Raw genomic sequence first — 22,280 nt, 5'->3', positions numbered from 1 at the left:
AACAGGGAGGTCGCGGTGGTGGAGCCGAGCCGGCGGAGGGTTCTGGGCCTGGGCCTGATGGCGGCCGCCGTCACCTCCTGCGGCCCCCGCCGCCCGGACCCCGCGACCGACCCGCACTCCTCCACCCCGGCAGCCGCCTCGGCACCCGGCGCCTCGACTCCCGGTGCCACCGCCCCCGCCACCGGCGGCCCGGTCGCCGACGGGCACACCGGCCCGACGAGCGAACGCTCCCTGCCCGGCAACCCCGACTGGGAGATCACCGACCCCGGCCCGGACGGCGCCATCGAGGGTTTCGCCGACCGGGTCAGCGTCCTGCCCGGGGAGTCCTTCGGCCTGCACGTCTCCACCCCCGCCGCCGCCTTCACCGTCTCCGCCTACCGGATGGGCTGGTACGACGGTGCCCGCGCCCGGCTGGTCTGGCGCCGCGAGCACGTCCCCGGCGGCAAGCAGGCCGCGCCGCACGTGGACCCGGCGACCCGCACCGTGCTGACCGGCTGGCAGCGCACCCTCGCGGTGGACACCGCCGGCTGGCCCGAGGGCGCCTACCTGCTGCGCCTGGACGCCGAGGACGGCTCCGGCCGGCGCTACGTCCCGCTCACCGTCCGCTCGGCGAGCACCGCCGGCCGGACCGTGATCATGAGCGCGCCGGCGACCTGGCAGGCCTACAACGAGTGGGGCGGCTACAGCCTCTACAACGGCCCGACCGGCGGCCTGGCCACCCGCTCGCTGCAGGTCGTCTTCGACCGGCCGTACGACTACGACCACGGCGCCGGGCTGTTCCTGGTCTACGAGGCGCCGCTGGTCGCCCTCGCCGAGCGGCTCGGCCTGCCGCTCGCGTACACCACCGGCATCGACGTGGCCCGCGAGCCCGGCCTGCTGACCGGGGCGAGCGCCGTCCTGTCCCTGGGCCACGACGAGTACTGGTCGCCCGAGCAGCGGGCCAACGTGGTCGCGGCCCGGGACGCCGGGACCAACCTGGCGATCCTCGGCGCCAACTGCTGCTTCCGCCGGGTCCGCTTCGAGCCGACCGAGCTCGGCCCCGACCGCACGGTGGTCTGTTACAAGGACTCGTGGGCGCAGGATCCGGGCCACCGGTCGGGCGCCCCGGCGACCACCGACTACCGGGTCGGCCCGGGCGCCGACCCGGAGAGTTCGATGCTCGGCGTCATCTACGACGGCTACCCGGTGGACGCCCCGTACGTGGTCACCTCGCCCGGGCACTGGGCCTTCGAGGGGACGGGCGTCGCGGCGGGCGCGTCGTTCCCGCACCTGGTCGGGGTGGAGTACGACCGGGTGGACACCGGCTTCCCCACCCCGCGGCCGATCGAGGTGATCGCCCACTCCCCCGTGGTCTGCGACGGCCGCCGCTCCCACTCCGACACCGCCTACTACACCGTGCCGAGCGGCGCCGGGGTGTTCGCCACCGGGACGATGCGCTGGGTCGAGGCGCTGGAGGCCCGCGGCCCCGGCGGCGGCAAGGCCGACCACGGCATCGACTCGCACGCCGGGGACCTGGTCCGCCAGGTCACCGAGAACGTCCTGCGCTCCTTCGCAGCCGGACCGGCCGGCCGGACCCACCCCGCCCAGGACAACCTCGCGGCCGTCTACGGCACGGCGTAGCGGGCCCGGCCCGGCCGGCCGTGAGCGGCGGTGCGGACGCCCGCGCCCTGAGCCGGGGCCGGCAGCGCCCGACACCCCCGGTACACTCGCACGGTCCCATCCGGAGCAGGCACGAGGGAAACAGAACATGGTCGAGGCCTCCCCCAAGGTCGTTGTGGTCGTCCCCACGTACAACGAGCGGGAGAACCTCCCGGTCCTCGCGGGCCTGCTCGCGGAGCTCCCGGTGCCCGACCTGCACCTGCTGGTGGTCGACGACAACTCCCCCGACGGCACCGGTGAGATCGCCGACAAGCTCGCCGCGGACTCCGGCGGCACCGTGAGCGTGCTGCACCGCACCGAGAAGGACGGCCTCGGCCGCGCCTACCTGGCCGGCATGGCCAAGGCGCTGGACGAGGGCGCCGACGTCGTGGTGCAGATGGACGCCGACCTCTCCCACCCGGCCTCCGCGATACCCGCGATGGTCGAGACGCTGCTCACCGACGGCACCGCCGTGGTGCTGGGCTCGCGCTACGTCCCGGGCGGCTCCACCGCCGAGGAGTGGCCCTGGCACCGCAAGGCGCTCTCCGCCTGGGCGAACTTCTACGTCAACGCGATCCTCAGCCTCGGCGTCCGGGACGCCACGGCCGGCTTCAAGGCCTGGCGGGCCGACACCCTGCGCGCCATCGACCTGCCGACCGTGCAGAGCAACGGCTACTCGTTCCAGGTCGAGATGAACTACCGGGTCGTCAAGCAGGGCATGACCATCCGCGAGGTGCCGATCCGCTTCGAGGAGCGGATCGAGGGCGCCTCGAAGATGAGCATGGGCGTGCAGGTCGAGTCCGCGCTGGCGCCCTGGAAGCTGCGCTTCAACCGCGACGACTAGCGGGGTACCGGCGGCGGCGCACGGCACGGGCCCGGCCCGCACCGGCCCGGCCCGATGCGGGCGTACGGGTGCCGGAAGGTCCCGGGAGCGGTGTGAACGGCGGCTTCGGGGAAAGAAGGGCGACATGGCCCTTCTCCCGGAGACCCTCAAGGACCTGGTCCGCCGCAGCGCCCGAGACCCCTTCGTGGTCCAGACCATCCGGGCCACCGTCGCGGCCACCATCTCCTACGCGGTGGCGACGCAGCTGAGCAGCGAGCCCGCCCCGCTGACGGCGCCGCTGACCGCGCTGCTGGTGGTCCAGGTCACCGTCTACTCGACGCTCAAGACCAGCATCCGGCGGGTCAACTCGGTGGTGGTCGGGGTGCTGATCGCGATCGGCTTCAGCTCCGTGGTCGGGCTCTCCTGGTGGAGCCTCGGGCTGATCATCCTGGCCTCACTGGTCGTCGGCCGGTTCGTCCGGGTCGAGGAGTTCGTCCAGGAGGTCGCGATCAGCGCGATGCTGATCCTGGGCGTGACCAAGCTGGCCTCGCAGGCCTGGGACCGGGTGCTGGAGACGCTCATCGGGGCCGCCGTCGGCCTGCTGTTCAACCTGCTGTTCGCGCCACCGGTCTGGGTGGACACCGCCGGGGAGTCGATCGAGGACCTCGCCCGGCGGGCCCGCCAGCTGCTGCTGGACATCTCCGAGGAGCTGGGCCGCCCCACCCCGGTGGCCAGGGCCGCCGAGCGGCTGCACGAGGCCCGCCGGCTGGACCAGGCGATCGCCGACGTGGACGCGGCGCTGCGCCAGGCCGAGGACAGCCTGCGGTTCAACCCGCGGATCAGCGAGGGGCTGCTGTCCCGGCTGGTGCTGCGCACCGGGCTGGACACGCTGGAGATCTGCGTCGTCGTGATCCGGGTGCTGGCCCGCTCGCTGACCGATCTGGCCAAGCGGCGCGGACCCGATGAACGGCTCTTCCCGCCGGACGTCGCGGTGGGGCTCGAGGAACTGCTGGCGCACGTGGGCGGCGCGATGGTGAGCTACGCGGTGCTGGTGACCACTCAGGTGAGCCGCAACGCCGAGGAGGCGGAGGAGCGACTGACCGCCGAGCTGGCAGCCGCGTGGACCTGCCGGGAGAACGTCGCCCAGCTGCTGCTGCGCAAGGTCCAGGAGCACCCGGAGGCCTGGCAGCTGCACGGTTCGATACTGGCCGAGGTGGACCGCATCCTGGACGAGATGGACCTGGAGCACCGCGGCCGGCGGCTGATGGAGGAGCTGGACCGGGCGTCGGTGGCGAACCGGGAGCGGTTCTCCCGCTACGCCGCGCTGCGCCGCCTGCTGCGGGGCGAGCGGGCCCGCGGCGGGCGGTCCTCCGTCAAGGCGCAGCGCCCGGCGGCGTAGGCCGGGCGCCGTTGCCGGGGTGTCCCGCCCGGCGCTTCGCCGGGTCCGGGCCGGCGGGTCCGGGCCGGCGGGTCCGGCGCCGTTCCCCGAGGTGTCCCGCCCGGCGCCGTTCCCCGGAGCGCTGCGGTCAGGGCATCAGCCAGGGCTGCTGCGGCAGCGGGTGGCCGGTCTCCAGGTAGGTCTTGAGATTGGCGAGCACCGCCGACCAGCCCTGTTCGGCGTCGGCCCGCGCGGCCTCGTCGGCGAGGTTCTCGTGGATGACGGTGAGCCGGGTGAGGTCCTGCCAGCCCTGGATCTCGAAGGTGACCCGGGACGGCCAGCCGGCCCGGTCCTCCTGCGGCCCGGCCCAGGTGGTGACCAGCCGGTGCGGGCGGTCGACCGCCTCGACCGTGCCGGTGACGTCGGCGATGCCGGAGCCGTCGGTCCGCTGGTGCTCCCAGGGCGCGCCGAGCAGCCAGGTGGAGACGTTGCGGTGGCCCCAGTAGAGGCCTGACTCGTCGGCGTTGGTGAGCGCGTGCCAGACCCGCTCAGGGGTGGCCCGCAGGTAGGTGATGCCGCGGTGGCTGAGGGCGGTCACGGCCTCACCCCTCGGCCGCGGCGAGCAGCGGCTGGATCTCGATCTTCTGCATCCGCAGCATGGCCGCGAAGACGCGGTCCGCCTTGGCCCGGTCCTCGCCCGCGACCAGGTCGAGCAGCACCCGGGGGGTGATCTGCCAGGAGAGGCCGTATCTGTCCTTGAGCCAGCCGCACGGGCCCGGCTGACCGCCGTCGGCGGTGAGTCCCGCCCAGAGTGCGTCGACCTCCTGCTGGTCCTCGCACTCCACCTGGAGCGAGATCGCCTCGGTGAAGTGGAACTCGGGGCCCCCGTTGAGGGCCATGTACTCGCGGCCGGCCAGCTCGAACTCGACGGTCATCACCGAGCCGGCCGGACGGGGGCCGGCCTCGCCGTAGCGGGTGGTCCTGGTGATCCGGGAGTTCGGGAACAGGGAGGTGTAGAAGGCGGCGGCCTCTTCGGCCCGGTCGTCGAACCAGAGGACGGTGGTGATTTTCTGCATGCGCCCGACGGTAACGGCGGGGTCCGGTACGGCGGCCGAGCCACGGCCGGGGGTCACCGGATCGGCGCCCCCGGCCGGCCTCGCGTCAGTGCACCCAGCCCGCGTAGCGCTGGACGAAGCGCTGACCGGTGTGGGCGGTCACGACGACGTCGTAGCGGCCCTGCTTGTCCAGCGGCCAGGCCAGGTTGGCCTGCTTGCCGGGCTTGACCCAGACGGTCTGCGCGGTGCCCGCGAAGTCGTTGGGCGCGGCGGTGAAGGCCACGTCGGTCATCCCGTCGTTGGCCAACTGCAGGGTGAGCTTGCGGTTGCCGCGCAGGTCGGCGGTGACGATCGGCACGCCGATGTCGTTCTGGCCGTCCTGACCGTCGCGCACCACGGTGCCGGCGAAGCGGCGGACGAAGCCGTCCGGGCCGTGCACGGTGAAGTCGTAGCGGCCGCCCGTGGTGGCGGCGTCCCAGACGTACCGGGCGGTGGCGCCGGGGGCGACGGTGTACGGGGTGCCGGCGAAGGGGAGCAGGATGTTCGGGTAGACGGCGTACGGGAACGCCACCGAGCCGTCGTTGCTCATCGTGCAGGTGACCTTGCCGGTCCTCCGGTCCACCTCGACGTCGGCCCACGGCTGGTACGGCAGCGGGCGGTGCGGGCGCTCGCCGCGCTCCTGGACGGGCATCGCCTGGGCGCCGACCGCCGGCAGCGCGACACCGGGCAGTTTGGTGCCCGCGTCGGCCCTGGCCATCAGCGCCTTGGTGTCGGGCAGCGCCGGGATCGAGTGCTCCGGGGCGGCGAAGTCGAAGCAGCTGGTGAGGTCCCCGCAAACGGCCCGGCGCCAGGCCGAGATGTTGGGCTCGGCCACCCCGGTGACCAGCTCCATGAAGCGCAGCACGGACGTGTGGTCGAAGACCTGGGAGTTGACCCAGCCGCCGCGCGACCAGGGCGAGATCACCCAGAGCGGTACCCGGTTGCCGAGGCCGATGGCCCGTCCCTGGGTGAACTCCTCGGGGGTGCCGGGCTCGGGGGTGGGCGGGACCATGTGGTCGAAGTAGCCGTCGTTCTCGTCGTACATCACCAGGAAGACGGTGTGCCGCCAGACCTCCGGGTTGGACATCAGCGACTGCAGGGCCTGGTCGACCCAGTGCGCGCCGTAGGCCGGGCCGGCCTCCGGGTGCTCGGAGAACAGGTAGGGCGCGACCAGCCAGGAGACGGTCGGCAGGGTGCCGTCCTTGCAGTGGCGGTCGAAGTCGGCGGGGTCGAACTTCGTCATCGCGTTGACGTAACGCGGGTCGTCGTGCGGGAAGTCGTGGAACTGCTTGAAGTAGGAGAGCGCGTTGTCGTCGTAGTCGCCGGTGCGGTCGTCCTTGCTGGGGTTGTGGTAGACGCGCCAGCTGACGCCGGCCGCCTCCAGGCGCTCGGCGTAGGTGGTCCAGTCGGCGACGGGGTTGTCGGTGACCGGGGTGTTGTCGATCCACGGCCCCGTGGTGCCGTCGCGGCCGGGGCCGGAGGTGCCGGTCCACAGGTAGAGGCGGTTGGGGTCGGTCGGGCCCGCCAGCGAGGTGAAGTAGGCGTCGCAGACGGTGAACGCGTCGGCCAGGGCGTACTGGTAGGGGATGTCGTCCCGGGTGAAGTAGCCCATGGTGCGCTCGCCCTTGGCGGCGACCCACTTGTTCATGGCGCCGTTGTTGATGGCCTGGTGGCCGGTGGCCCAGTCGTGCGGGAGGCCGCCGGCGTTCTGCGCGTTGTACTTGGCGGTGTCCATCCGGTACGGCAGCATCACGCCGCCGTCGCTGCGCCGGCTGTCGGGCTGGCGGAAGACGTCGGTGCCGTCCGGGAACTGGAGCGCCTGCTTGTCGCCGAAGCCGCGGACGCCGGCCAGGGTGCCGAAGTAGTGGTCGAAGGAACGGTTCTCCTGCATCAGGACGACGACGTGCCTGACGTCCTTGACGGTGCCGGTGAGCGGGACGGCCGGCTTGGCGCCGGCGGTGGGCGCGGGGGCCGGGGCGGCGGCGGCCTGGGTGGCCGTCAGACCGGTCAGGGCGGTGGCGCCGGCGGCCGCGGTGGCGCCGACGAAGGTGCGGCGGGAGAGCTCGGGCATGACGAACTGGCCTCTCGGAGCTGGGAGTCGGGGAGCCTGGGAGCTCAGAGCCGGAAGGTGGCGACCGCGGCGGCGGTGTCGGAGGGCCACTCGTTGGCGGCGGCACCGGGCTCGGGCTGCGGCCAGTCGGCGACCAGGGTGTGCGCCTCGACCAGCTTCAGCGGGCCCGCGTACTGGACGTAGTCGATCCGGTCCTGCGGCTCGGGGCGGTCGCCGCGCCGCTTGCGGGTGGGCGACCAAGTGTTGCCCGGGGCCTTGACCGGGTCGGGGCACTCCTCGCGGAAGGCGTCGGTCAGGCCGGCGTCCTGGAGGGCCACGGTGACCGGCCAGGCGAGCGCGCCGACCCCCTGGTGGGCGGCGGCGGTGGCGGCCGTCCAGTCCCGGTGCGAGGGCGAGGAGAGCGCGCCGGCCAGGACCACCGGGATGCGCCGGGCGATGTCCGCGCGCACGGCGGCGGCCAGCGCCTCGGCCTGCTTCAGCCGCAGCGAACCCTTCTCCGCGGCCAGCACCTCGGCGGCGGTCCGGCCGTCCTGGACCGCGTACGGGCCGTAACCCGCCTCGTCCAGGTGGGCGGCCCAGAAGCGGACGCTGCGGCCGCCGGGCAGCCGCAGGGTGACCGCGGCGGCGGGCAGCTCGGCGGTCGGCGGGGTGACGTCGCCGAGCGGGTGGCGGCTGAGGATGCCGATGCTGCCCGGACTCTGGTAGGCGTACCAGCCGAGGGCGTCGGCCAGGGTCCTGGCCCGCTCCCCCGCGGTCTCCTGGAGGGCGAGCACGTCCAGGCCCTGGGCGAGGACCACGCGCAGCTGCTTCTCCAGCGCGTCGGTGTGGGCGGAGCCCGCGTCGTGCAGGTTCCAGCCGGCGGCCTTGAGGCGCGGTGCGGCGGCCGGGTCGACCACCGGAACGAGGACGGTGACGGTGTCGGTGGCGCCCGTACTGTCCTTGACGCCGACGACCACCGGCTCGGGGGCCTTGCCGGGGGCGGCGGGGGCGGTGCCGGTGAGGATGCCGTCGGCGCTGACGGAGGCCCAGGCCGGGCCGGCGACCTTGCGGAAGGTAGCGGAGCCGGCCGGGTTTCCGGCCGGACGGGACCAGAGTCCGCCGAGCCGGACCGTCACGGCCGCGCCCGGGGCGACCGGCGTGGCGGTGAAGGAGTCGACGGCGGCGTGCGGGCGCACGACGGCGGGCTTGGGGCGGAAGGCGAACGGCTCGGTCCGGGCGAGGATGCCGTAGCCGTCCTTGGCGAGCAGGTAGGCGGTGTACGGGCCGCCGGTCAGCGCCGAGGTGTCGAGCTGGACGTCGCCCGAGGTGCCCGGGGTGTACTTCCACAGCAGCGAGCCGCCGTTGCCGGGCTGGCGGCCGCCGTCGTAGATGCCGACCCAGTTCTTGGCGTCGGGGGCGTCGGTGGTCCAGTGGAAGGTGAGCCGGTCGCCTTCGGTGGGGTTGCTGGAGGAGCTGAGCGTCAGGGCGCTGCCTGCGGCCACGGTTGTCCTGTCCGCCGCCCGGGGCCGGGGCCCGCCGGGGGACGGTGCGCCGGGGCCGGGTACGGCTGGTCACGGAGGCGGGGAGAGGGGAGCCCGCAGTTGGCTGTACAACTGCGGGCGCCCTCATTCATCCGAAGGTCAGCGACCAGCGCGTGAACGACGCGTGACGGAGCGTCGGGCGGAGCGGGAACTTCGGTGGGCGCGCCTGCGGGCGCCTCCGCGGACGTGTCTTCGAGCGCCTCCTCGGACGCCTCTTCGGACGCTTCCGCGCGCATGCGGCGGGGGGGGGGGGGGGGGGGGGGGGCCACCCCCCCCCCCCCCCCCCCCCCCCCCCCCCCCCCCGGGGCCGCCCGTCGCCTCGTTGGACACGACATGGTCGACCGACTGGCGGATGTCGCGTTTCGACTTGGAGCGGGGTGCGCCAGCTGAGGCGCCGTACAACGGTCGCCGTACTCCAGTCCGGTGAATGACGACGGGGTTGCGGGCGGGCGGGGGTTTCGGCAGCGCGGGTGTGCGCAGCTCGGCCCCGCCGCCCCGGGTTGGGGCGGCGGGGCCGGTGGTCACGGTCAGTGGGTGTCGAACTCGCCGGTGCGGACGGCGGTGACGAAGGCCTGCCAGGCGGCGGTGGGGAAGAGGAGGGCGGGGCCGGAGGGGTCCTTGGAGTCGCGTACGGGGGTGACGTCGGCGAAGCCGTCGGCGACCTCGATGCAGGCACCGCCCCCGGTGCCGCTGTACGAACTCTTGCGCCAGGAAACGTCAGTCAGGTCGACATCCACTCCAGGTCCCTCCTTGCCGCACGGATGAAAGCCAGCGATTCGGCCTGGCCATGGGCCTCGACCGTAAGCCGATCGTAGCTCTTGGTCAGGGAGGCAACTGACTTGACCACGGGCCTTCGGTGACGGTGTCACGAATCGCCGCGCCGCCCTGTCTCTCAGACGTGCCCTTGCTCGGGGCGCGCAGATCCGAACCTTTAAAGGAGCAGCAACTGTGATCCAGTTCTGGTGGCCGCTGGCCGGCCTCGCCGTCATCCAGCTCGCGGACGCCGCGATGTGCCTCAAGCCGGTCGGCTTCATCCACGACTGCCTGCGGGACGTCGGATTCCCCCGCAGGTTCTGGCCGCTCCTACCGCTGCTCAAGACCGTGACGGCCGCAGGACTGGTCGCGGGCATCTGGTCCGCCCCGCTGGCGGTGCTGACCAGCGCCGCCGTCGTCTGCTACTTCCTCACCGCCGTGGGCATGCACATTCGCGCCCGCGATCTGGGACGCAACCTCTTCCTCAACGCCACCGGCATGCTCGTGCTCAGCACGGCCACCTTCGTATTCGCCTTGCAGAGCGCCTGAAAAAGTGTTGCGGGCGGGGGTCTCGGCAGTGCGGGTGCGCGCAGCTCGGCCCCGCCGCCCCGGGGTTGGGGTGGTGGGGCTGGTGGTCACGGTCAGTGGGTGTCGAACTCGCCGGTGCGGACGGCGGTGACGAAGGCCTGCCAGGCGGCGGTGGGGAAGAGGAGGGCGGGGCCGGAGGGGTCCTTGGAGTCGCGTACGGGGGTGACGTCGGCGAAGCCGTCGGCGACCTCGATGCAGGCACCGCCCCCGGTGCCGCTGTACGAACTCTTGCGCCAGGAAACGTCAGTCAGGTCGACATCCACTCCAGGTCCCTCCTTGCCGCACGGATGAAAGCCAGCGATTCGGCCTGGCCATGGGCCTCGACCGTAAGCCGATCGTAGCTCTTGGTCAGGGAGGCAACTGACTTGGTATCGCGATCGATGTAGCCGCGCTGTTCAACCTCGCCATAAGCGAGAACTTTGCGGTTCGGCATGGTAAGGAGGTACGCCATGTGCGTGAACGGCCGACTCTCACCGAGGGTGAACGGCGCGACCTGAATGATCACTTCAGGTCGCTCGGCCAACTTCTCAAGGTGGAGCAACTGCTCGACCATGACGTCTCGCCCACCAACGACCCTTCTCAGGCAACTTTCGTCCAGGACCACGTGCACGAGTGGAGGATGAGCCCGCTCCATGATCGTCTGGCGGGCAAGCCTGAACTCGATGCGTTCCTCGGCCAGCTTTTCGGTCGCGGTGCCAAGCCTGACAGCACTCATCTCGATTGCGGTCGCATAGGCCCGGGTCTGCAGAAGACCGGCGATGACGTTGACTTCGAAGATCCTGATCTGCTCCGCCAGGAGCTCATACCGGGCGTACTCCGGAAAACCCTCCAGGATCGCGGCGTTCTTCAGCTGATACCACATCAGCAGCATGGTGCCGCCCGTGTCGAGGGCGATGTCGGAGAGCTCCGCAAGTTTGCGGCTCGGCGGCCGGTGCGCAAGTTCGATGTAGGAGAGGTGGGAGGGCGAGCACCCGATGAGCGGGGCCAGCTCCTCCTGGAGGAGGTCCTTGGCCTCTCGGAAGGCCCTGAGCTGGATTCCGAAGGGCGCCCAGGGGCTCGACTCCGGGTCAATCTTCTTCTTGTTCATGGCAGCCCTCAACTCCCGTGGTGCCTCATGGCAAGTAGCAAGCCACTTCTGATCCTAGGGGACCTTGCGCCACCATATGTACAGAACGTGAAACTCCGATCGCAGAGGGTTCCATTCCCATGCCCCACGACCAACTCCCGCGCCTCCACGGCTACGGCGTCCGCTGGGACCCGGAGGCCGACCGCTACCGGGTCCGCAACGAGATGACCGGCGAGTGGCTGCGTCGGCCCGGTGGTGACCTGGCCGCCTTCGTCTTCTTCGGCGACGCCTACAGCGCCTGGCGCGCCTTCGAGGTCCACAAGCGCCCCGGGGAGCGGTGATGTCCACCCTCTCCCGTGCCACCGCCGAGCAGCGCCGCAACGCCGCCGACGTCCTGGACGACCTCACCACCGTCCTCGCGCTCGGCGGCGTCCACCTCCCCACCCTCGAAGTGGACTGGGACACCGGCCGCCTGACGTGCAGCTACCTGCTGCACCTCACCGCCCGCCCCGTCGACCTCCTGCGCATGGTCGACCTGCTCCGCAAGGGCCTGCGCTACGAGCGCCTCACCTTCGACGTCTGAAAGCGACCCCCGATGCACGACCCCCGCCTGCTCGCCAAGCCCCCCGTCTGCCGGCTCGGCTGCCTCGTCCTGATCCGCAACCAGCGCGGCGACGTCCTGCTCGTCGACCCGGACTACATGGACGGCATGATCCTCCCGGGCGGCTCCGCCCGCCCCAACGAGCCCCCGCACCTGGCCGCCGCCCGCCACCTCCACGCGGACACCGGGCTGATCGTGCGTCTCACCGACATCCTCGCCGTCGACTTCACCCCGGCCGACCGCTACCTGCAGCGCCTCAACCTGGTCTTCGACGGCGGCACCGTCCCCGACAGCACCCGGATCACCGTCCCGTCGCAGCGCAGGAGCGGCCTGCTGGGCGCCCGCTTCGTCCCCGCCCCGGACCTGCCGGACTTCATGGCCCCCTCCCAGGCCGCCCGCGCCACCGAGGCCCTCGCCCACCGCTCCCTGCCCGTCCTGCTCCACGGCCAGCGGGCCGCGTGACCCGACGTGCCCCGGCCCGGCGCGGAACTTCCGCGCCGGGCCGGGGGTGTTCGCGTCGGGTCTGGTCAGTCCAGGGCGAGGAAGCTGCCGACAATGCACCTCACTGGGGGAATGTGCTCAACTCCCTTCTATCAAACGGGAGATGAGTGTTGTCTGAGGGTGCTCATCGGGGTCGACCCGGATTCCCGTCGGGGCCGCCAGGCCCGAGACTCGGAGGTATGCGCATCACACGGGCCGGTTGGGCCGTCATGACGGTGCTCTCCACGCTCATCGTCGTCACCTCCGCCAAGTACCTCAGCTTCGACCCGTCCACGTTCTTCCGCCACCAGCGCGCCACCTACCTGAGCCACCAACTCCCGCTCTACGTCCACATCTTCGGCGCCATCACCGCCCTCGCGGTCGGGCCGTGGCAGTTCTCCCGCCGCCTGCGCGATCGCCGGCCGCGCCTGCACCGCCGGACCGGCGCCACCTACCTGCTCGCCTGCCTGGTCGGCGCGGCGGGGGCGCTGCTGCTGGCGCCCGTCGCGTACGGGGGCGCCGTCACCGGGGCCGGGTTCGCCTGCCTGGCCGTGGCCTGGCTGGTGACCGGCGGCGCCGGGCTGCGGGCGATCCTCGACGGCCGGGTGACCGACCACCGCCGCTGGATGGTCCGCAGCTTCGCGCTGACCTTCGCCGCCGTCACCCTGCGCCTCATGCTGCTCGCCGCCGCCGCCTTGCACCTGGACTTCCGTACCTCCTACACCGCGATCGCCTGGCTGTGCTGGGTGCCCAACCTGCTGCTGGCCTGCTGGTTCACCCGCACCCGGCCTGCCGCCGAGACTGACTGACCGGGTCAGGTGCGGGTGCAGACGTGGGTGGTGGGCTTGCCGCCCGAGGTGTGGGCGATGGTCAGGACGCTGTTCGCGTAGCTGACGTTCAGCTTGTCCTTGCTGCTCGCGGCGGTGGCGCCGGGTGGTGCCCAGGGGAGGGTCAGCTGGACGGTGTCGCCCACGGCGTCCGGGACCTGGAGGGCCTCGGGGTGCCCGGCCATCAGCTTCTCGGGGCCCTCGAAGAGGCTCAGCGACAGGTGCCCGCCGCGCAGCAGCAGGCTGCCGCGCCAGGTGACGGGCTTGCCGTCGAGGTCGTCCCAGACGAGCGTCCAGCCGCCGTTGCGGCCGCTGGACTCGATGGTGATCCTGCCGTGGGCCTTGTCGCCGCGGGTGCTGGTGGACTCGATCGCCCAGGTGCCGGTCACGAAGGCGTCGAAGATGCGTTCGCCGACGGTGGGCTTGGCGGCAGGGGTCGAGGCCGCTGGGGCCGAGGGGGTGGGGGAGTCGGCGGGGATGGGAGTGCCGGCGGGGGTGGGAGTGCCGGCCGGGGGAGCGGCGCCGGTCCTGGTGTCGCTGCCGCCCCCGCCCCCGCTGCTGGAGCAGGCGGCGACCAGCGCGGACCCCACTCCGAGCGCGAGGTAGCGCAGGGCGTTGCGCCGGCCGATGACGCGTGCGGCGGCGTTGAGCCGGCGGAACTGGTCGATGTGACGGCTGTTCATGCTTCCCCCGTTGGTGGTTCGTTGATCAAGTCGGGGAGTCTAGCCCGGGTTAGCCCGGCCGGGCACCGGCATTCCTCCGCCCGGGTCGCCGAAGCCGTCCACCCGTCCGCGGGAAGGGTGGTTCGGGCACGTATCGGAGGTCGGTGCGGGGAGCAGCCCCCGCCGACGCCAGTCCGCCCCCCCACACCCTCAGGAGGCCGCCGTGGCCCGCACGAAGTCCCTCGCCCTGACCGCTCTGACCGCCGTCACCGTCCTGTCCGCGAGTGCCGCCGTCGCCTTCGCCGACGGCGGGACCGCCGTCAAGCCGAGCGTCGTCGTCCCCCACGACCAGGCCGCCGTCGACCCCGCCCTGCTGGCCGCGCACACCCCGGTCTTCGGCAACCCCGTCGACGTGCCCGCGGGCGGCCACGGGATCGCCACCGTGACCTGCCCGTCCGGTCAGGTGCCCACCGGTGGTGGCGGCCAGACCAGCGGCTTCGACATCTTCTTCACCGACTCCTACCCGAGCGGCAGTTCCTGGGTCATCCGCGGCACCAACACCGGCACCACGACCCAGTCCCTGTCGGCGAACGCCGTGTGCACCACCCCCTGACCTGTCGGGTGAACGGCCCGGGCCCGGCGTCTTCGGGCCCGGGCCGTTCCACGTCCGGGGGGCCGGGGGCCCGGGGGACGGGGGCGGGCCTATGCCCGCGGCTGCGGCAGCAGTCCGAGTTCGGAGAGCGGGCCGAGGTGGGCGAGCTTGTCGGGGTTGGAGACGGCGTGGACGGCCCGCACCGCGCCGTCGGCGTCGATGTCCAGCCCGATGACGCTGGCCACGCGCCACTCGGCGTCGTACACCACCGCGCCGGGGCGGCCGTTGACCCGCGCCGGGACGAGGTGCGCGCCCAGGCGGCGCAGGCGGCGCAGGCCGCCGACGAGCAGTTGGGCGACGCGGCGCGGGTCGGTGAGGCAGTGGGCGAGCGCGCGGGCCTTGCCGCCGCCGTCGCCCCGGAAGGCGACGTCGGGGGCGAGCAGGCCGAGCAGGGCGTCCAGGTCGCCGCCCTCGGCGGCCGCGAAGAAGCGGCGGGCCAGCTCCTCGCCCTCCGCGCGGCGCACCGGGGGAGCAGGGGCGTCGTCCTTGAGGGCCAGGCGCTTGCGGGCGCGGGCGAGGATCTGACGGCAGTTCGCCTCGCTGCGGCCGACCATCCCGGCGACCTCCGGGTAGCCGTACCCGAACGCCTCGCGCAGTGTGAACACCGCGCGCTCGATCGGGGAGAGGGCCTCCAGCAGCACCAGGAACGCCATCGACAGCGAGTCGGCCAGCTCGGCGTGCTCGGCCGGGCCTGGACGCTCGGCGGTGCTGACGACGGGCTCGGGCAGCCACTGGCCGACGTAGGTCTCGCGGCGCACCCGGGCGGACGTGAGGTGGTTGATGCCCAGGCGGGTGACGGCCGTGGTCAGGTACGCCCTGGGGGCGGCGATCGCGGTGCCGGCCCGCTCGGCGCGGGCGAGGCCGAGGAAGGCGTCCTGGACGAGGTCCTCGGCGTCGCCGACCGAGCCCGTCATCCCGTAGGCGATGGAGAACAGCAGCGGCCGGTACCCGGCGGCCGCGCCCGCCACATCCGTCCCACCCGCCACATCCATGCCACTCGTCCCACCCGTCCCACCCGTCATGGAATCCCCCTGTCCTGAGCGTGGTCGGCAGGTTATCCGAGGCCCGTCCGCACGCACCGGCGGGTGGTGTGGCGCAGGTCACTTCGGGGGCTGTCACAAAGCGGCGGGCTGTCTTGTCTTCATGACAGCAACGGAAACACCGACCGAGGAGCACACCATGGAACCCCGCCTGGACGTCTTCACCAACCCGATCCTGGGCAAGGTCGTCAAGCACCTGATCGCGGCCAGCAAGCCCACCACCGAGTCGAGCCTGCCGCTCGCCGTCCAGGAGCTGGTGCGGCTGCGCGCCAGCCAGATCAACGGCTGCGGCCCCTGCGTCGACATGCACTTCAAGGAGGCCGTGCACGCCGGGGAGGACCCGGCGCGCCTGAACATGGTCGCCGTCTGGCGCGAGGCCACCGTGTTCACCGACGCCGAGCGCGCCGCGCTGGAGCTCGCCGAGGAGGGCACCCGGATCGCCGACGCGGCCGGCGGGGTGAGCGACGAGGCGTGGGCGAACGCCGCCAAGTACTACGACGAGGAGCAGCTGGCGGCGCTGGTCTGCGTGATCGCGATCATCAACGCCTTCAACCGGGCCAATGTGATGATCGGCCAGCCCGGCGGCACCTACGAGGTGGGCATGTACGGCCACTGAGCGGCCGCGGGCCCCTTCCCCGACCGTCCCTCCGCGCAGGAACGGTCGGGCCGGGCCGCTCGGCGGTACGGCTGCCGCGAAGGCGTGGCGCCGTACCGCCGAGCGGCCCCGGCCTGAACGGGAGAAGCCCGTGGCCGGGACTTCGCCGGTGTGCCCGCACGCGCCCTCGTGGATCAGTGGGATCAGTGGATCAGCTGCCGCCCGCCGGTCCGCCCGCCGGTCCGCCGGCGGGGCCGCCGTCGATCCGGTCGTCGAGGACGATCCGCGGTTGGGTCAGCTGTTCACCCCCGCCGCCCCCGTCCGCCGGCCGCGTGTGGTTGATCACGGCGGCGATGCGTTCGTAGCTGGTGACGGCCAAGGCCCACGTCTCGATGCCGCTGTCGCTGCCGACGCCGTTGTAGGCGGTCCTTCGCAGGGCGTTGAGGAGCGCGATGACGCTGCGGCCGGACAGGATCGTGTCCTCGTCGATGCCGCCGACGGGCTTGGAGAAGTGCTCGGTGCCCTCGATCTGCGCGGCGAGGAAGTCCCAGGTCTCGGGGTGGCAGGAGATCGCGACGGTCCTCACCGCTGCGGCCTTGCGGAGGGTGCCGACGTGGATGGGCCAGGCGAACGACTCGGGGATGAGGCCGGACACGTCGTCGGCCGGACCGCCGGCGGTGTCCTCGGTGGCGGTGTCCCCGGTGGCGGGAGGCTGTGCGGCAGGTGCCGGTTCCGGCTCGACCGGGTCCACCTGAGGTCGAATCAGGTCCGCGAGCTGGGCCGCGATCAGCCGGGCGGACTCCTCGGTCAGGCCGGACGGGGCGAACGGCGCCGTCCCTTCCTGCTCCGACGCCTCCGCGTCGACCTCCACCTCGGGTTCGGCGGGGGCCGGCTGAGGACGGAGGAGGTCGACTAGTTGGCCGACGATGGCTTCCGACACGATGCGCCGGACCTGTTCCTCGGTGAGGGGCAGCGGGTCGCCGGGCTCGTTGTCGGCGGCGGGATCGGTCACGGAGGTCTCCTTGCTGTCGGGCTCCGCGGCCTGGCTGGTCGCGGACGGGAGGGCCGGTCGGGGTGCGGCCTCGGCTGCCTGCGTCTCGGTGTGCTCGGTGTCGTTCCGGTCGGGGCCGGCGCTCTGACCGGCGCTCTGAGCGGTCGCACGTCCCTCGGTCGACGGCTGGTGCTCGTCGGCGGCCGGCAGCGCGGTGAAGTCGCGCCGGAGCTCCGGCCCCTCGGCGCCGGCCTCCGGCCAGGCAGCGGTCTCCTCCTGCACAGGCGCGGGTTCAGCAGGTCCGGCGGTTTCGGCCCGACTCGTCTGGTGAGCCGCACGGTTGGTGTTCTGCATCGCGGTGAGCTCACCTCGTGCGGTGCCGAGCTGGCGGCGGAGTGTGCGGTTCTCCTGGATGGCCCGCTCGGTCAGCTCCTGCGCCTTGGCGATCGTCGCGAAGGCGCTGTCGCGGTGCTCGCTCAGGCCGGTGGCCAGCGTCGTGGTGAGTTCGGAGCGCAACGCGTCGGTGCTGCTGCGGAGTTGCTCCAGGCCGGCCTGCAGGTTCTTCGCGATCTCCGCGCGCAGCAGTTCGACCTGGCGGGCGGTGCCCATCATGTCCCCTCCCGATCTCGCACGCCTGTGAGGGCGGCGGCTACAGCGTGGCGGCGCGGGCACGTGCGCACCGAGGGGATCGAGGAGAGTGTCGAGAACGAGTCGACCACTGTCCGGAATTGGGCGATCACGCAGAGGCGGCGAAAAGCCAGTTCGATACGGCGGCACTGACGCTCGATCGTCGGTACGGTGGCGGCCCGTAGCTGATGGGGTGCGCGTTCGGCGTGACCGTCAACGCGAGCGGGGCGGTGGTCACCGTTCGGGGGCGGTCCGCGCCGTACCACCACTGGCAGGCCGTGATCTCCCTCAACCGGCCTGGCACGTACGGGCGGTGAGGAGGGTGAGGGCGCTCCGGCGGCGCTGCTGCCGCGGGTGCGCGGCGGCAGCGCGCCGCCGGGAGGGACCCGGCCCGGTGTGTCGTCCGCGCGGGTGGACATCGGCGGTGCGGCCCGGCCGGCGGGGCGTCGATGCGGGCGCGGGCTGTCACGATCGTCGCTGTTCGTGTTCCCGTGCCCGACCGATGCCGTGAGAGGGAGAAGCCATGCCCGAGGAGACGCGCCGGATCGTCGTGGTCCGCCATGCCAAGGCCGAGCATCCCGATGACGTGGACGACCGCGCCCGGCCGCTGGCCGAGCGGGGCCGCAAGGACGCGAAGGCCGCGGGCCGCTGGCTCGCCGGGGCCGGTGTCGACGCCGATCTCGCGCTCGTCTCGCCGGCCGTGCGCACCCGCGACACCTGGAAGCTCATGGTCCCCGAGCTGCGGAACAAGCCGAGGACGGTCCAGGACGAGCGCCTGTACGACGCGAGCCTCGGCGCACTGATCACGGTCCTCAACGAGCAGTCCGACGAGGACCGGGACGTGGTCGTGGTCGGCCACAACCCCGGCGTCCGCGAGCTGGCCGAAGCCCTGGCCGGCGAGGCCGTGGGGGACGCGATGGCGCGGATGAGGGACTCCGGCTTCCCGACGGCCGCCGCCGCGGTCCTCGCGTTCGAGGGAAGGTGGGCGACCGTCGAACGCAACAGCTGCCGGCTCACCGACTTCTGGGCGCCGCACGCCTGACGGCGGACCCTGAAGGTAGGCCCTGACGGCGGGCCCTGACGGTGGGCCCGCCCGGCGGCCGGTCACACGCGCGGGAAGCTGAAGGCGTAGCCGTTGTCCCTCAGCCACGGCAGCAGCCGCTCCAGGGCCTCCAGCGTCTGGGCGCGGTTGCCGCCGCCGTCGTGGAGCAGGACGGTGGGGCCGATGCGCAGCTGGGCCTTCGCCGTCTCGACGATCCGCTCGACGCCCGGGCGTTCGAAGTCGCGGGTGTCGGCGTTCCAGCCCAGGGGGCGCATGCCGTGGGCGGCGGCGATCTGGCGGCTCTCGGGGGTGAACGCGCCGCCCGGGGCGCGGTAGTAGGGGACGGGGGCACCGCCGGTGGCGTCCTGGATCATCCGCAGGCCGTCGACGATCTCCTTCTCCTGGTACGCGACGTCCTTGTGGTCCATCGCGGTGTCGTGGCTGACGCTGTGGTCGCACAGCCGGTGGCCGGCGGCGACGACCTGGCGGGCGAGGTCGGGGTGGGCCCGGGCGTTGGGGCCGAGCATGCAGAAGACGGCCTTGGCGTTGTTGCGGGCCAGGACGTCCAGGATCCGCGGGGTCCACTGCGGGTCGGGGCCGTCGTCGATGGTCAGGTTGACGGTCCTGCCCGGGTCCTCGGACTGGCGGGAGATGCTCATGTCCACCGTCGGCGCGGGCAGAGCCGGGTCCGGGGCCGCGGCCGTCCCGCTCGCGGCGGCGGGCCCGGCGGGCCTGTCCACCGCGCCGGCGACGCCCAGCAGGGTCAGGGCCGCCGCACCGAGCGCCGCCACGCCCAGGGCGGTGCGCAGGCGCCCGGACGTCCCAGGCGGGCGGACCAGCCGGTCCGCCCGCGGGTACCAGCTGCGCGGGGTCTCGCCGGTGGGGGTCTGCTCGTGGTGGTCGCGCATGGCGGTGCTCCTCGTCCGGGGCTCGGGTGCCGGTGTCCACCACCGTCCGCCGCCCGGTTACGGGCGCTGTGACCTACAGATGAGCGTTTTGCAACAAGCGGCCCCGCACCTGCGCCACGGGCCCGTTTCCGCAGGTCGGGCCCGGATACTGGTGGCCATGGCACGGCTACTGCTGATCGAGGACGACGACTCCGTACGCGAGGCCCTGGCCCTGGGCCTGCGCCGCCAGGGCCACGAGGTGCGCACCGCCGCCTCCGGCGAGGAGGGACTGGAACGCGCCTGGCAGGAACCGCCGGAGCTCGTGGTGCTCGACCTGATGCTGCCCGGCATCGACGGCTTCGAGGTGTGCCGGCGGCTGCGCCGGACCGCCCCCACCCCGGTGATCATGCTGACCGCCCTCGGCGACGACCTCGACACCGTCCTGGGCCTGGAGGCCGGAGCCGACGACTACGTCGTCAAACCCGCGCAGTCCCGCGTCCTGGACGCCCGCATCCGCGCCGTACTGCGCCGCGCCGGCGGCGGCACCGGGCCGGAGGCGGAACGCGAGACCCACGGCGACCTCGTCCTGGACCGGGCGGCACTGACCGTCACCAAGCGCGGCGCCCCGCTGCCGCTGGCACCCAGCGAACTGCGGCTGCTGCTGGAGCTGGCCGCCGCCCCCGGGCGGGTCTTCAGCCGCGAGCAACTCCTGGAATCCGTCTGGGGGCTGGGGCGCCAGGAGGACATCCGCCTGGTCGACGCCGGAGTGAACCGGCTGCGCGCCAGGATCGAGGACAGCCCCTCCGCGCCGCGCTACATCCAGACCGTGCGCGGCTTCGGCTACCGCTTCGGGCCGCTGTGACCGCCGAACCGCCGCAGCCCGAACCCCGGCAGCCCGGTGTCCCGCAGTCCGCTTCCCGGCAGCCCGGTGCCCCGCAGTCCGAACCGCCGCAGCCTGCCTTCCCGCAGCCCGTCCCGCGCCGGATCCGGCTGCGCCGCGCCGTCGCCGGGCTGCGGCCCCGGCTGCTGGCCGCCTTCGTCGCCGTCGCCGCCCTCAGCGCGCTCGCCACCGCCACACTCACCTACCGGGCCGCCACCAACTCCACCCTGGAACTCACCCAGGACACCACCCTGGACGAACTGCGCCGACGCGTCGACACCCTCGCCCCCGCCCTGCCGTTCCCACCCACCGCAGGCGAACTCGACCGCCTGGCAAGCCAGTTGTCCGGAACCGGCGGATTCCGCGACTGGCGCATCCTGGCCGCCCACGGCAGCGACCACTCCGAGTGGACCCAGCCCGTCGCCGTCCCGCCCGCCCTGGAAGCCACCGTCAACCGCGGCCACGCCGCCTTCCAGCGCTTCACCGCCGACGGCCGGCCCTGGCTCGCCACCGGCATCCCCGTCACCAACGCCGCCGCGCCCAACGCCCCCTCCGGACTCACCGTCTACGCCCTGCTCCCGCTCGACCGCGAGCAGAGCGCCAGCAACGCCCTGCTCGCCGCCGCCGCCGGAGCCGGCGCCTTCGCCGCGATCCTGGCCGCAGGCCTCGCCCTGCTCGCCGCCCGCCAGGTCCTGCGGCCCGTACGCGCCCTCGGCGACGCCGCCCGCGACCTCGCCCAGGGCCGGCTCGACACCCGCCTCACCGTCACCGGACACGACGAACTCGCCCAGCTCTCCAAGACGTTCAACCACACCGCCCGCACCCTCCAGGGCACCATCGAGGAACTGCGCGCCATCGAATCCCAGGGCCGGCGCTTCGCCGCCGACGTCTCCCACGAACTGCGCACCCCCCTGGCCGCGATGCTTGCCGTCACCGACATCCTCGACGAGGACGCCGAACAACTCCCCGAGGACACCGCCACCGCCCTGCGCATGATCAGCAACGAGACCACCCGCCTCACCCGCCTCGTCAACGACCTCATCGAGATCTCCCGCCTCGACGCCGGCGCCGCACCCCTGCACACCGAGACCGTCGACGCCGCCACCGCCGTCCGCGAGACCCTCGACCTGCGCGGCTGGAACGACCGGGTCGAACTCGACCTGCCCGCCCCCCTGCCCGTCCGCCTCGACCCGCGCCGCTTCGACGTGATCGTCGCCAACCTCGTCGGCAACGCGCTGCGCCACGGCCGCCCGCCCGTACGGGTCGCCCTGCGCGCCGCGGACGACGACCTCCTGCTGACCGTCACCGACCGCGGCCCCGGCATCCCGCCCGCCGAACTCCCGCACCTGTTCGACCGGTTCTACAAGGCCGACAAGGCGCGCAGACGCTCCGAGGGCAGCGGCCTCGGCCTCGCCATCGCCCAGGAGAACGCCCGCCTGCACGGCGGCCTCATCGACGCCGCCAACGCCCCGACCGGCGGCGCGGTGTTCACCCTCGTCCTGCCCCGCGGCCTCGTCGAGGAGGAAACCCCGTGACCGCCCGACACCGGCTCGCCGCCACCCTCACCGCCCTCACCGCCCTCGCCGCGCTGCCGGCGCTCTGCGGCTGCTCGATCTCCACCACCGGGCCGGTCAAGAGCGGCCGGCCGGCCACCGGCATCCAGCCCGGCACTCGGCTCTACTTCCTCGACCAGCACGGCATCCACCTCACCATCCGGCCGGACGCCCAACGCGAGGACCTCCAGCGGACCCTGGACACCCTGCTCGCGGGCCCCGACCCGGCCGAGACCCGCGCCGGCCTCTACAGCGACCTGCCCGCCTACGGCCGCGTCCAGGTCACCACCACCCCCGGGGTGGTCACCCTGCGCCTGAACTGGTCCGCCGCGCTGCTCTCCGCCCCCGCCATCCAGCAGCTCGCCTGCACCGCCGAGGACGCCCCGGCCGAGTCCGGCTCCGTGCCGAAGGTCGCCATCGTCAGCAGCGACGCCCCCTCCGCCATCCAGCAGCAGTGCGACCTGCACCGCACCGGCTGACCGCCCGCACATGAACGGGCCCGGTACGCCCGC

At 73.2% G+C, this 22,280-nt stretch carries 25 protein-coding genes; 14 read left to right on the top strand and 11 right to left on the bottom strand.

The annotated features are described in order from the left end of the window. Positions 1–15 precede the first annotated feature (15 nt). The 3 genes from ACZ5OX_RS33520 (at position 16) to ACZ5OX_RS33510 (ending at position 3,860) form a co-directional block, all read left to right on the top strand. Positions 16–1,620, top strand: a complete 1,605-nt coding sequence (locus tag ACZ5OX_RS33520) for a N,N-dimethylformamidase beta subunit family domain-containing protein (RefSeq protein WP_465635303.1) — start codon at positions 16–18, stop codon at positions 1,618–1,620. A 127-nt stretch (positions 1,621–1,747) separates the two neighbouring features. Next, positions 1,748–2,482, top strand: a complete 735-nt coding sequence (locus ACZ5OX_RS33515) for a polyprenol monophosphomannose synthase (protein WP_465635301.1) — start codon at positions 1,748–1,750, stop codon at positions 2,480–2,482. A gap of 124 nt (positions 2,483–2,606) precedes the next feature. Next, on the top strand, positions 2,607–3,860 hold the full coding sequence (locus ACZ5OX_RS33510; RefSeq protein WP_465635299.1) for an FUSC family protein: 1,254 nt from the start codon (positions 2,607–2,609) through the stop codon (positions 3,858–3,860). A 127-nt stretch (positions 3,861–3,987) separates the two neighbouring features. On the opposite strand, the gene ACZ5OX_RS33505 is transcribed toward ACZ5OX_RS33510, so the two are convergent. The 5 genes from ACZ5OX_RS33505 to ACZ5OX_RS33485 all read right to left on the bottom strand — a co-directional run bounded on the left by ACZ5OX_RS33505 (position 3,988) and on the right by ACZ5OX_RS33485 (position 9,261). Then, positions 3,988–4,437, bottom strand: coding sequence for an SRPBCC domain-containing protein (locus tag ACZ5OX_RS33505; RefSeq protein WP_392877756.1), 450 nt, complete (start codon positions 4,435–4,437; stop codon positions 3,988–3,990). Between the two features lie 4 nt (positions 4,438–4,441). Next, complete coding sequence (locus ACZ5OX_RS33500) at positions 4,442–4,915, bottom strand: VOC family protein (protein ID WP_465635297.1); 474 nt, start codon at positions 4,913–4,915, stop codon at positions 4,442–4,444. A gap of 85 nt (positions 4,916–5,000) precedes the next feature. Further along, positions 5,001–7,004 (bottom strand): phosphocholine-specific phospholipase C, encoded by a 2,004-nt coding sequence (locus ACZ5OX_RS33495; RefSeq protein WP_465635295.1) that lies wholly within the window; start codon positions 7,002–7,004, stop codon positions 5,001–5,003. A gap of 44 nt (positions 7,005–7,048) precedes the next feature. Further along, complete coding sequence (locus ACZ5OX_RS33490) at positions 7,049–8,485, bottom strand: endonuclease/exonuclease/phosphatase family protein (RefSeq protein ID WP_465635293.1); 1,437 nt, start codon at positions 8,483–8,485, stop codon at positions 7,049–7,051. Positions 8,486–9,051: 566 nt separating this feature from the next. Beyond that, positions 9,052–9,261 carry a DUF397 domain-containing protein gene (locus tag ACZ5OX_RS33485; RefSeq protein WP_449791964.1) on the bottom strand — a complete coding sequence of 70 codons (210 nt, stop codon included), beginning with the start codon at positions 9,259–9,261 and terminating at the stop codon, positions 9,052–9,054. Positions 9,262–9,472: 211 nt separating this feature from the next. On the opposite strand from ACZ5OX_RS33485, the gene ACZ5OX_RS33480 reads away from it, so the two are divergent. After that, positions 9,473–9,826, top strand: coding sequence for a DoxX family protein (locus ACZ5OX_RS33480; RefSeq protein ID WP_465635291.1), 354 nt, complete (start codon positions 9,473–9,475; stop codon positions 9,824–9,826). A 92-nt stretch (positions 9,827–9,918) separates the two neighbouring features. On the opposite strand, the gene ACZ5OX_RS33475 is transcribed toward ACZ5OX_RS33480, so the two are convergent. After that, a complete protein-coding gene (locus tag ACZ5OX_RS33475; RefSeq protein ID WP_449791964.1) occupies positions 9,919–10,128 on the bottom strand; it encodes a DUF397 domain-containing protein in 210 nt (69 codons plus the stop codon). Further along, the gene (locus tag ACZ5OX_RS33470) at positions 10,113–10,952 is read right to left on the bottom strand and encodes a helix-turn-helix domain-containing protein (RefSeq protein ID WP_465635289.1); all 840 of its coding nucleotides are present in this window, start codon (positions 10,950–10,952) and stop codon (positions 10,113–10,115) included. The genes ACZ5OX_RS33475 and ACZ5OX_RS33470 overlap by 16 nt, the downstream gene beginning before the upstream one ends. 119 nt (positions 10,953–11,071) lie before the next feature. Here ACZ5OX_RS33470 and ACZ5OX_RS33465 point away from each other — a divergent pair, with 119 nt between their 5' ends. From ACZ5OX_RS33465 to ACZ5OX_RS33450, 4 genes are all read left to right on the top strand, one after another. Further along, on the top strand, positions 11,072–11,272 hold the full coding sequence (locus ACZ5OX_RS33465; protein WP_449791960.1) for a hypothetical protein: 201 nt from the start codon (positions 11,072–11,074) through the stop codon (positions 11,270–11,272). Next, on the top strand, positions 11,272–11,514 hold the full coding sequence (locus ACZ5OX_RS33460; protein WP_449791959.1) for a hypothetical protein: 243 nt from the start codon (positions 11,272–11,274) through the stop codon (positions 11,512–11,514). Before ACZ5OX_RS33465 ends, ACZ5OX_RS33460 begins: the two co-directional genes overlap by 1 nt. Positions 11,515–11,526: 12 nt before the next feature. Next, complete coding sequence (locus ACZ5OX_RS33455; protein ID WP_449810276.1) at positions 11,527–11,994, top strand: NUDIX domain-containing protein; 468 nt, start codon at positions 11,527–11,529, stop codon at positions 11,992–11,994. A gap of 218 nt (positions 11,995–12,212) precedes the next feature. Further along, on the top strand, positions 12,213–12,821 hold the full coding sequence (locus ACZ5OX_RS33450; protein WP_465635286.1) for a DUF2306 domain-containing protein: 609 nt from the start codon (positions 12,213–12,215) through the stop codon (positions 12,819–12,821). Between the two features lie 5 nt (positions 12,822–12,826). Here ACZ5OX_RS33450 and ACZ5OX_RS33445 read toward each other — a convergent pair whose 3' ends face one another. After that, on the bottom strand, positions 12,827–13,522 hold the full coding sequence (locus ACZ5OX_RS33445; RefSeq protein WP_465635284.1) for a hypothetical protein: 696 nt from the start codon (positions 13,520–13,522) through the stop codon (positions 12,827–12,829). Positions 13,523–13,724: 202 nt separating this feature from the next. Between ACZ5OX_RS33445 and ACZ5OX_RS33440 the strand changes: the two genes are divergently transcribed. Beyond that, entirely contained in the window at positions 13,725–14,114 is a 390-nt protein-coding gene (locus ACZ5OX_RS33440) for a hypothetical protein (RefSeq protein ID WP_465635282.1), read from the top strand. Positions 14,115–14,203: 89 nt separating this feature from the next. Here the strand turns inward: ACZ5OX_RS33440 and sigJ are convergent, their stop codons facing one another. After that, complete coding sequence (gene sigJ / locus ACZ5OX_RS33435) at positions 14,204–15,145, bottom strand: RNA polymerase sigma factor SigJ (protein ID WP_465635280.1); 942 nt, start codon at positions 15,143–15,145, stop codon at positions 14,204–14,206. A gap of 187 nt (positions 15,146–15,332) precedes the next feature. Here sigJ and ACZ5OX_RS33430 point away from each other — a divergent pair, with 187 nt between their 5' ends. Next, positions 15,333–15,809, top strand: coding sequence for a carboxymuconolactone decarboxylase family protein (locus ACZ5OX_RS33430; RefSeq protein ID WP_465635278.1), 477 nt, complete (start codon positions 15,333–15,335; stop codon positions 15,807–15,809). Positions 15,810–15,999: 190 nt separating this feature from the next. On the opposite strand, the gene ACZ5OX_RS33425 is transcribed toward ACZ5OX_RS33430, so the two are convergent. Then, positions 16,000–17,391 carry a hypothetical protein gene (locus ACZ5OX_RS33425; protein ID WP_465635276.1) on the bottom strand — a complete coding sequence of 464 codons (1,392 nt, stop codon included), beginning with the start codon at positions 17,389–17,391 and terminating at the stop codon, positions 16,000–16,002. 538 nt (positions 17,392–17,929) lie between these two features. On the opposite strand from ACZ5OX_RS33425, the gene ACZ5OX_RS33420 reads away from it, so the two are divergent. Then, on the top strand, positions 17,930–18,448 hold the full coding sequence (locus ACZ5OX_RS33420) for a SixA phosphatase family protein (RefSeq protein WP_465635274.1): 519 nt from the start codon (positions 17,930–17,932) through the stop codon (positions 18,446–18,448). Between the two features lie 62 nt (positions 18,449–18,510). Here the strand turns inward: ACZ5OX_RS33420 and ACZ5OX_RS33415 are convergent, their stop codons facing one another. After that, positions 18,511–19,356 (bottom strand): polysaccharide deacetylase family protein, encoded by an 846-nt coding sequence (locus ACZ5OX_RS33415; RefSeq protein ID WP_465635272.1) that lies wholly within the window; start codon positions 19,354–19,356, stop codon positions 18,511–18,513. 157 nt (positions 19,357–19,513) lie between these two features. Here ACZ5OX_RS33415 and ACZ5OX_RS33410 point away from each other — a divergent pair, with 157 nt between their 5' ends. From ACZ5OX_RS33410 to ACZ5OX_RS33400, 3 genes are read left to right on the top strand one after another with little or no spacing between them, the layout of a single operon-like run. Next, entirely contained in the window at positions 19,514–20,197 is a 684-nt protein-coding gene (locus tag ACZ5OX_RS33410; RefSeq protein WP_449791948.1) for a response regulator, read from the top strand. Further along, positions 20,194–21,750 carry a sensor histidine kinase gene (locus ACZ5OX_RS33405; RefSeq protein WP_465635269.1) on the top strand — a complete coding sequence of 519 codons (1,557 nt, stop codon included), beginning with the start codon at positions 20,194–20,196 and terminating at the stop codon, positions 21,748–21,750. Before ACZ5OX_RS33410 ends, ACZ5OX_RS33405 begins: the two co-directional genes overlap by 4 nt. Next, positions 21,747–22,247 (top strand): GerMN domain-containing protein, encoded by a 501-nt coding sequence (locus ACZ5OX_RS33400; RefSeq protein WP_465635267.1) that lies wholly within the window; start codon positions 21,747–21,749, stop codon positions 22,245–22,247. Before ACZ5OX_RS33405 ends, ACZ5OX_RS33400 begins: the two co-directional genes overlap by 4 nt. Positions 22,248–22,280: the final 33 nt, after the last annotated feature.

The sequence above is a fragment of the Kitasatospora sp. NPDC032121 genome, assembly GCF_055580145.1.
This window is presented reverse-complemented; position numbering and strand designations above follow the sequence as displayed.

What these genes read in the sequence shown, in the direction of transcription:
- ACZ5OX_RS33515 (WP_465635301.1), top strand. Translation starts at nt 1,748, where the DNA reads ATGGTCGAGGCCTCCCCCAAGGTCGTTGTGGTCGTCCCCACGTACAAC.
- ACZ5OX_RS33510 (WP_465635299.1), top strand. Translation starts at nt 2,607, where the DNA reads ATGGCCCTTCTCCCGGAGACCCTCAAGGACCTGGTCCGCCGCAGCGCC.
- ACZ5OX_RS33500 (WP_465635297.1), bottom strand. Translation starts at nt 4,915, where the DNA reads ATGCAGAAAATCACCACCGTCCTCTGGTTCGACGACCGGGCCGAAGAG.
- ACZ5OX_RS33495 (WP_465635295.1), bottom strand. Translation starts at nt 7,004, where the DNA reads ATGCCCGAGCTCTCCCGCCGCACCTTCGTCGGCGCCACCGCGGCCGCC.
- ACZ5OX_RS33470 (WP_465635289.1), bottom strand. Translation starts at nt 10,952, where the DNA reads ATGAACAAGAAGAAGATTGACCCGGAGTCGAGCCCCTGGGCGCCCTTC.
- ACZ5OX_RS33465 (WP_449791960.1), top strand. Translation starts at nt 11,072, where the DNA reads ATGCCCCACGACCAACTCCCGCGCCTCCACGGCTACGGCGTCCGCTGG.
- ACZ5OX_RS33460 (WP_449791959.1), top strand. Translation starts at nt 11,272, where the DNA reads ATGTCCACCCTCTCCCGTGCCACCGCCGAGCAGCGCCGCAACGCCGCC.
- ACZ5OX_RS33455 (WP_449810276.1), top strand. Translation starts at nt 11,527, where the DNA reads ATGCACGACCCCCGCCTGCTCGCCAAGCCCCCCGTCTGCCGGCTCGGC.
- ACZ5OX_RS33450 (WP_465635286.1), top strand. Translation starts at nt 12,213, where the DNA reads ATGCGCATCACACGGGCCGGTTGGGCCGTCATGACGGTGCTCTCCACG.
- ACZ5OX_RS33445 (WP_465635284.1), bottom strand. Translation starts at nt 13,522, where the DNA reads ATGAACAGCCGTCACATCGACCAGTTCCGCCGGCTCAACGCCGCCGCA.
- sigJ (WP_465635280.1), bottom strand. Translation starts at nt 15,145, where the DNA reads ATGGATGTGGCGGGTGGGACGGATGTGGCGGGCGCGGCCGCCGGGTAC.
- ACZ5OX_RS33430 (WP_465635278.1), top strand. Translation starts at nt 15,333, where the DNA reads ATGGAACCCCGCCTGGACGTCTTCACCAACCCGATCCTGGGCAAGGTC.
- ACZ5OX_RS33425 (WP_465635276.1), bottom strand. Translation starts at nt 17,391, where the DNA reads ATGATGGGCACCGCCCGCCAGGTCGAACTGCTGCGCGCGGAGATCGCG.
- ACZ5OX_RS33420 (WP_465635274.1), top strand. Translation starts at nt 17,930, where the DNA reads ATGCCCGAGGAGACGCGCCGGATCGTCGTGGTCCGCCATGCCAAGGCC.
- ACZ5OX_RS33415 (WP_465635272.1), bottom strand. Translation starts at nt 19,356, where the DNA reads ATGCGCGACCACCACGAGCAGACCCCCACCGGCGAGACCCCGCGCAGC.
- ACZ5OX_RS33410 (WP_449791948.1), top strand. Translation starts at nt 19,514, where the DNA reads ATGGCACGGCTACTGCTGATCGAGGACGACGACTCCGTACGCGAGGCC.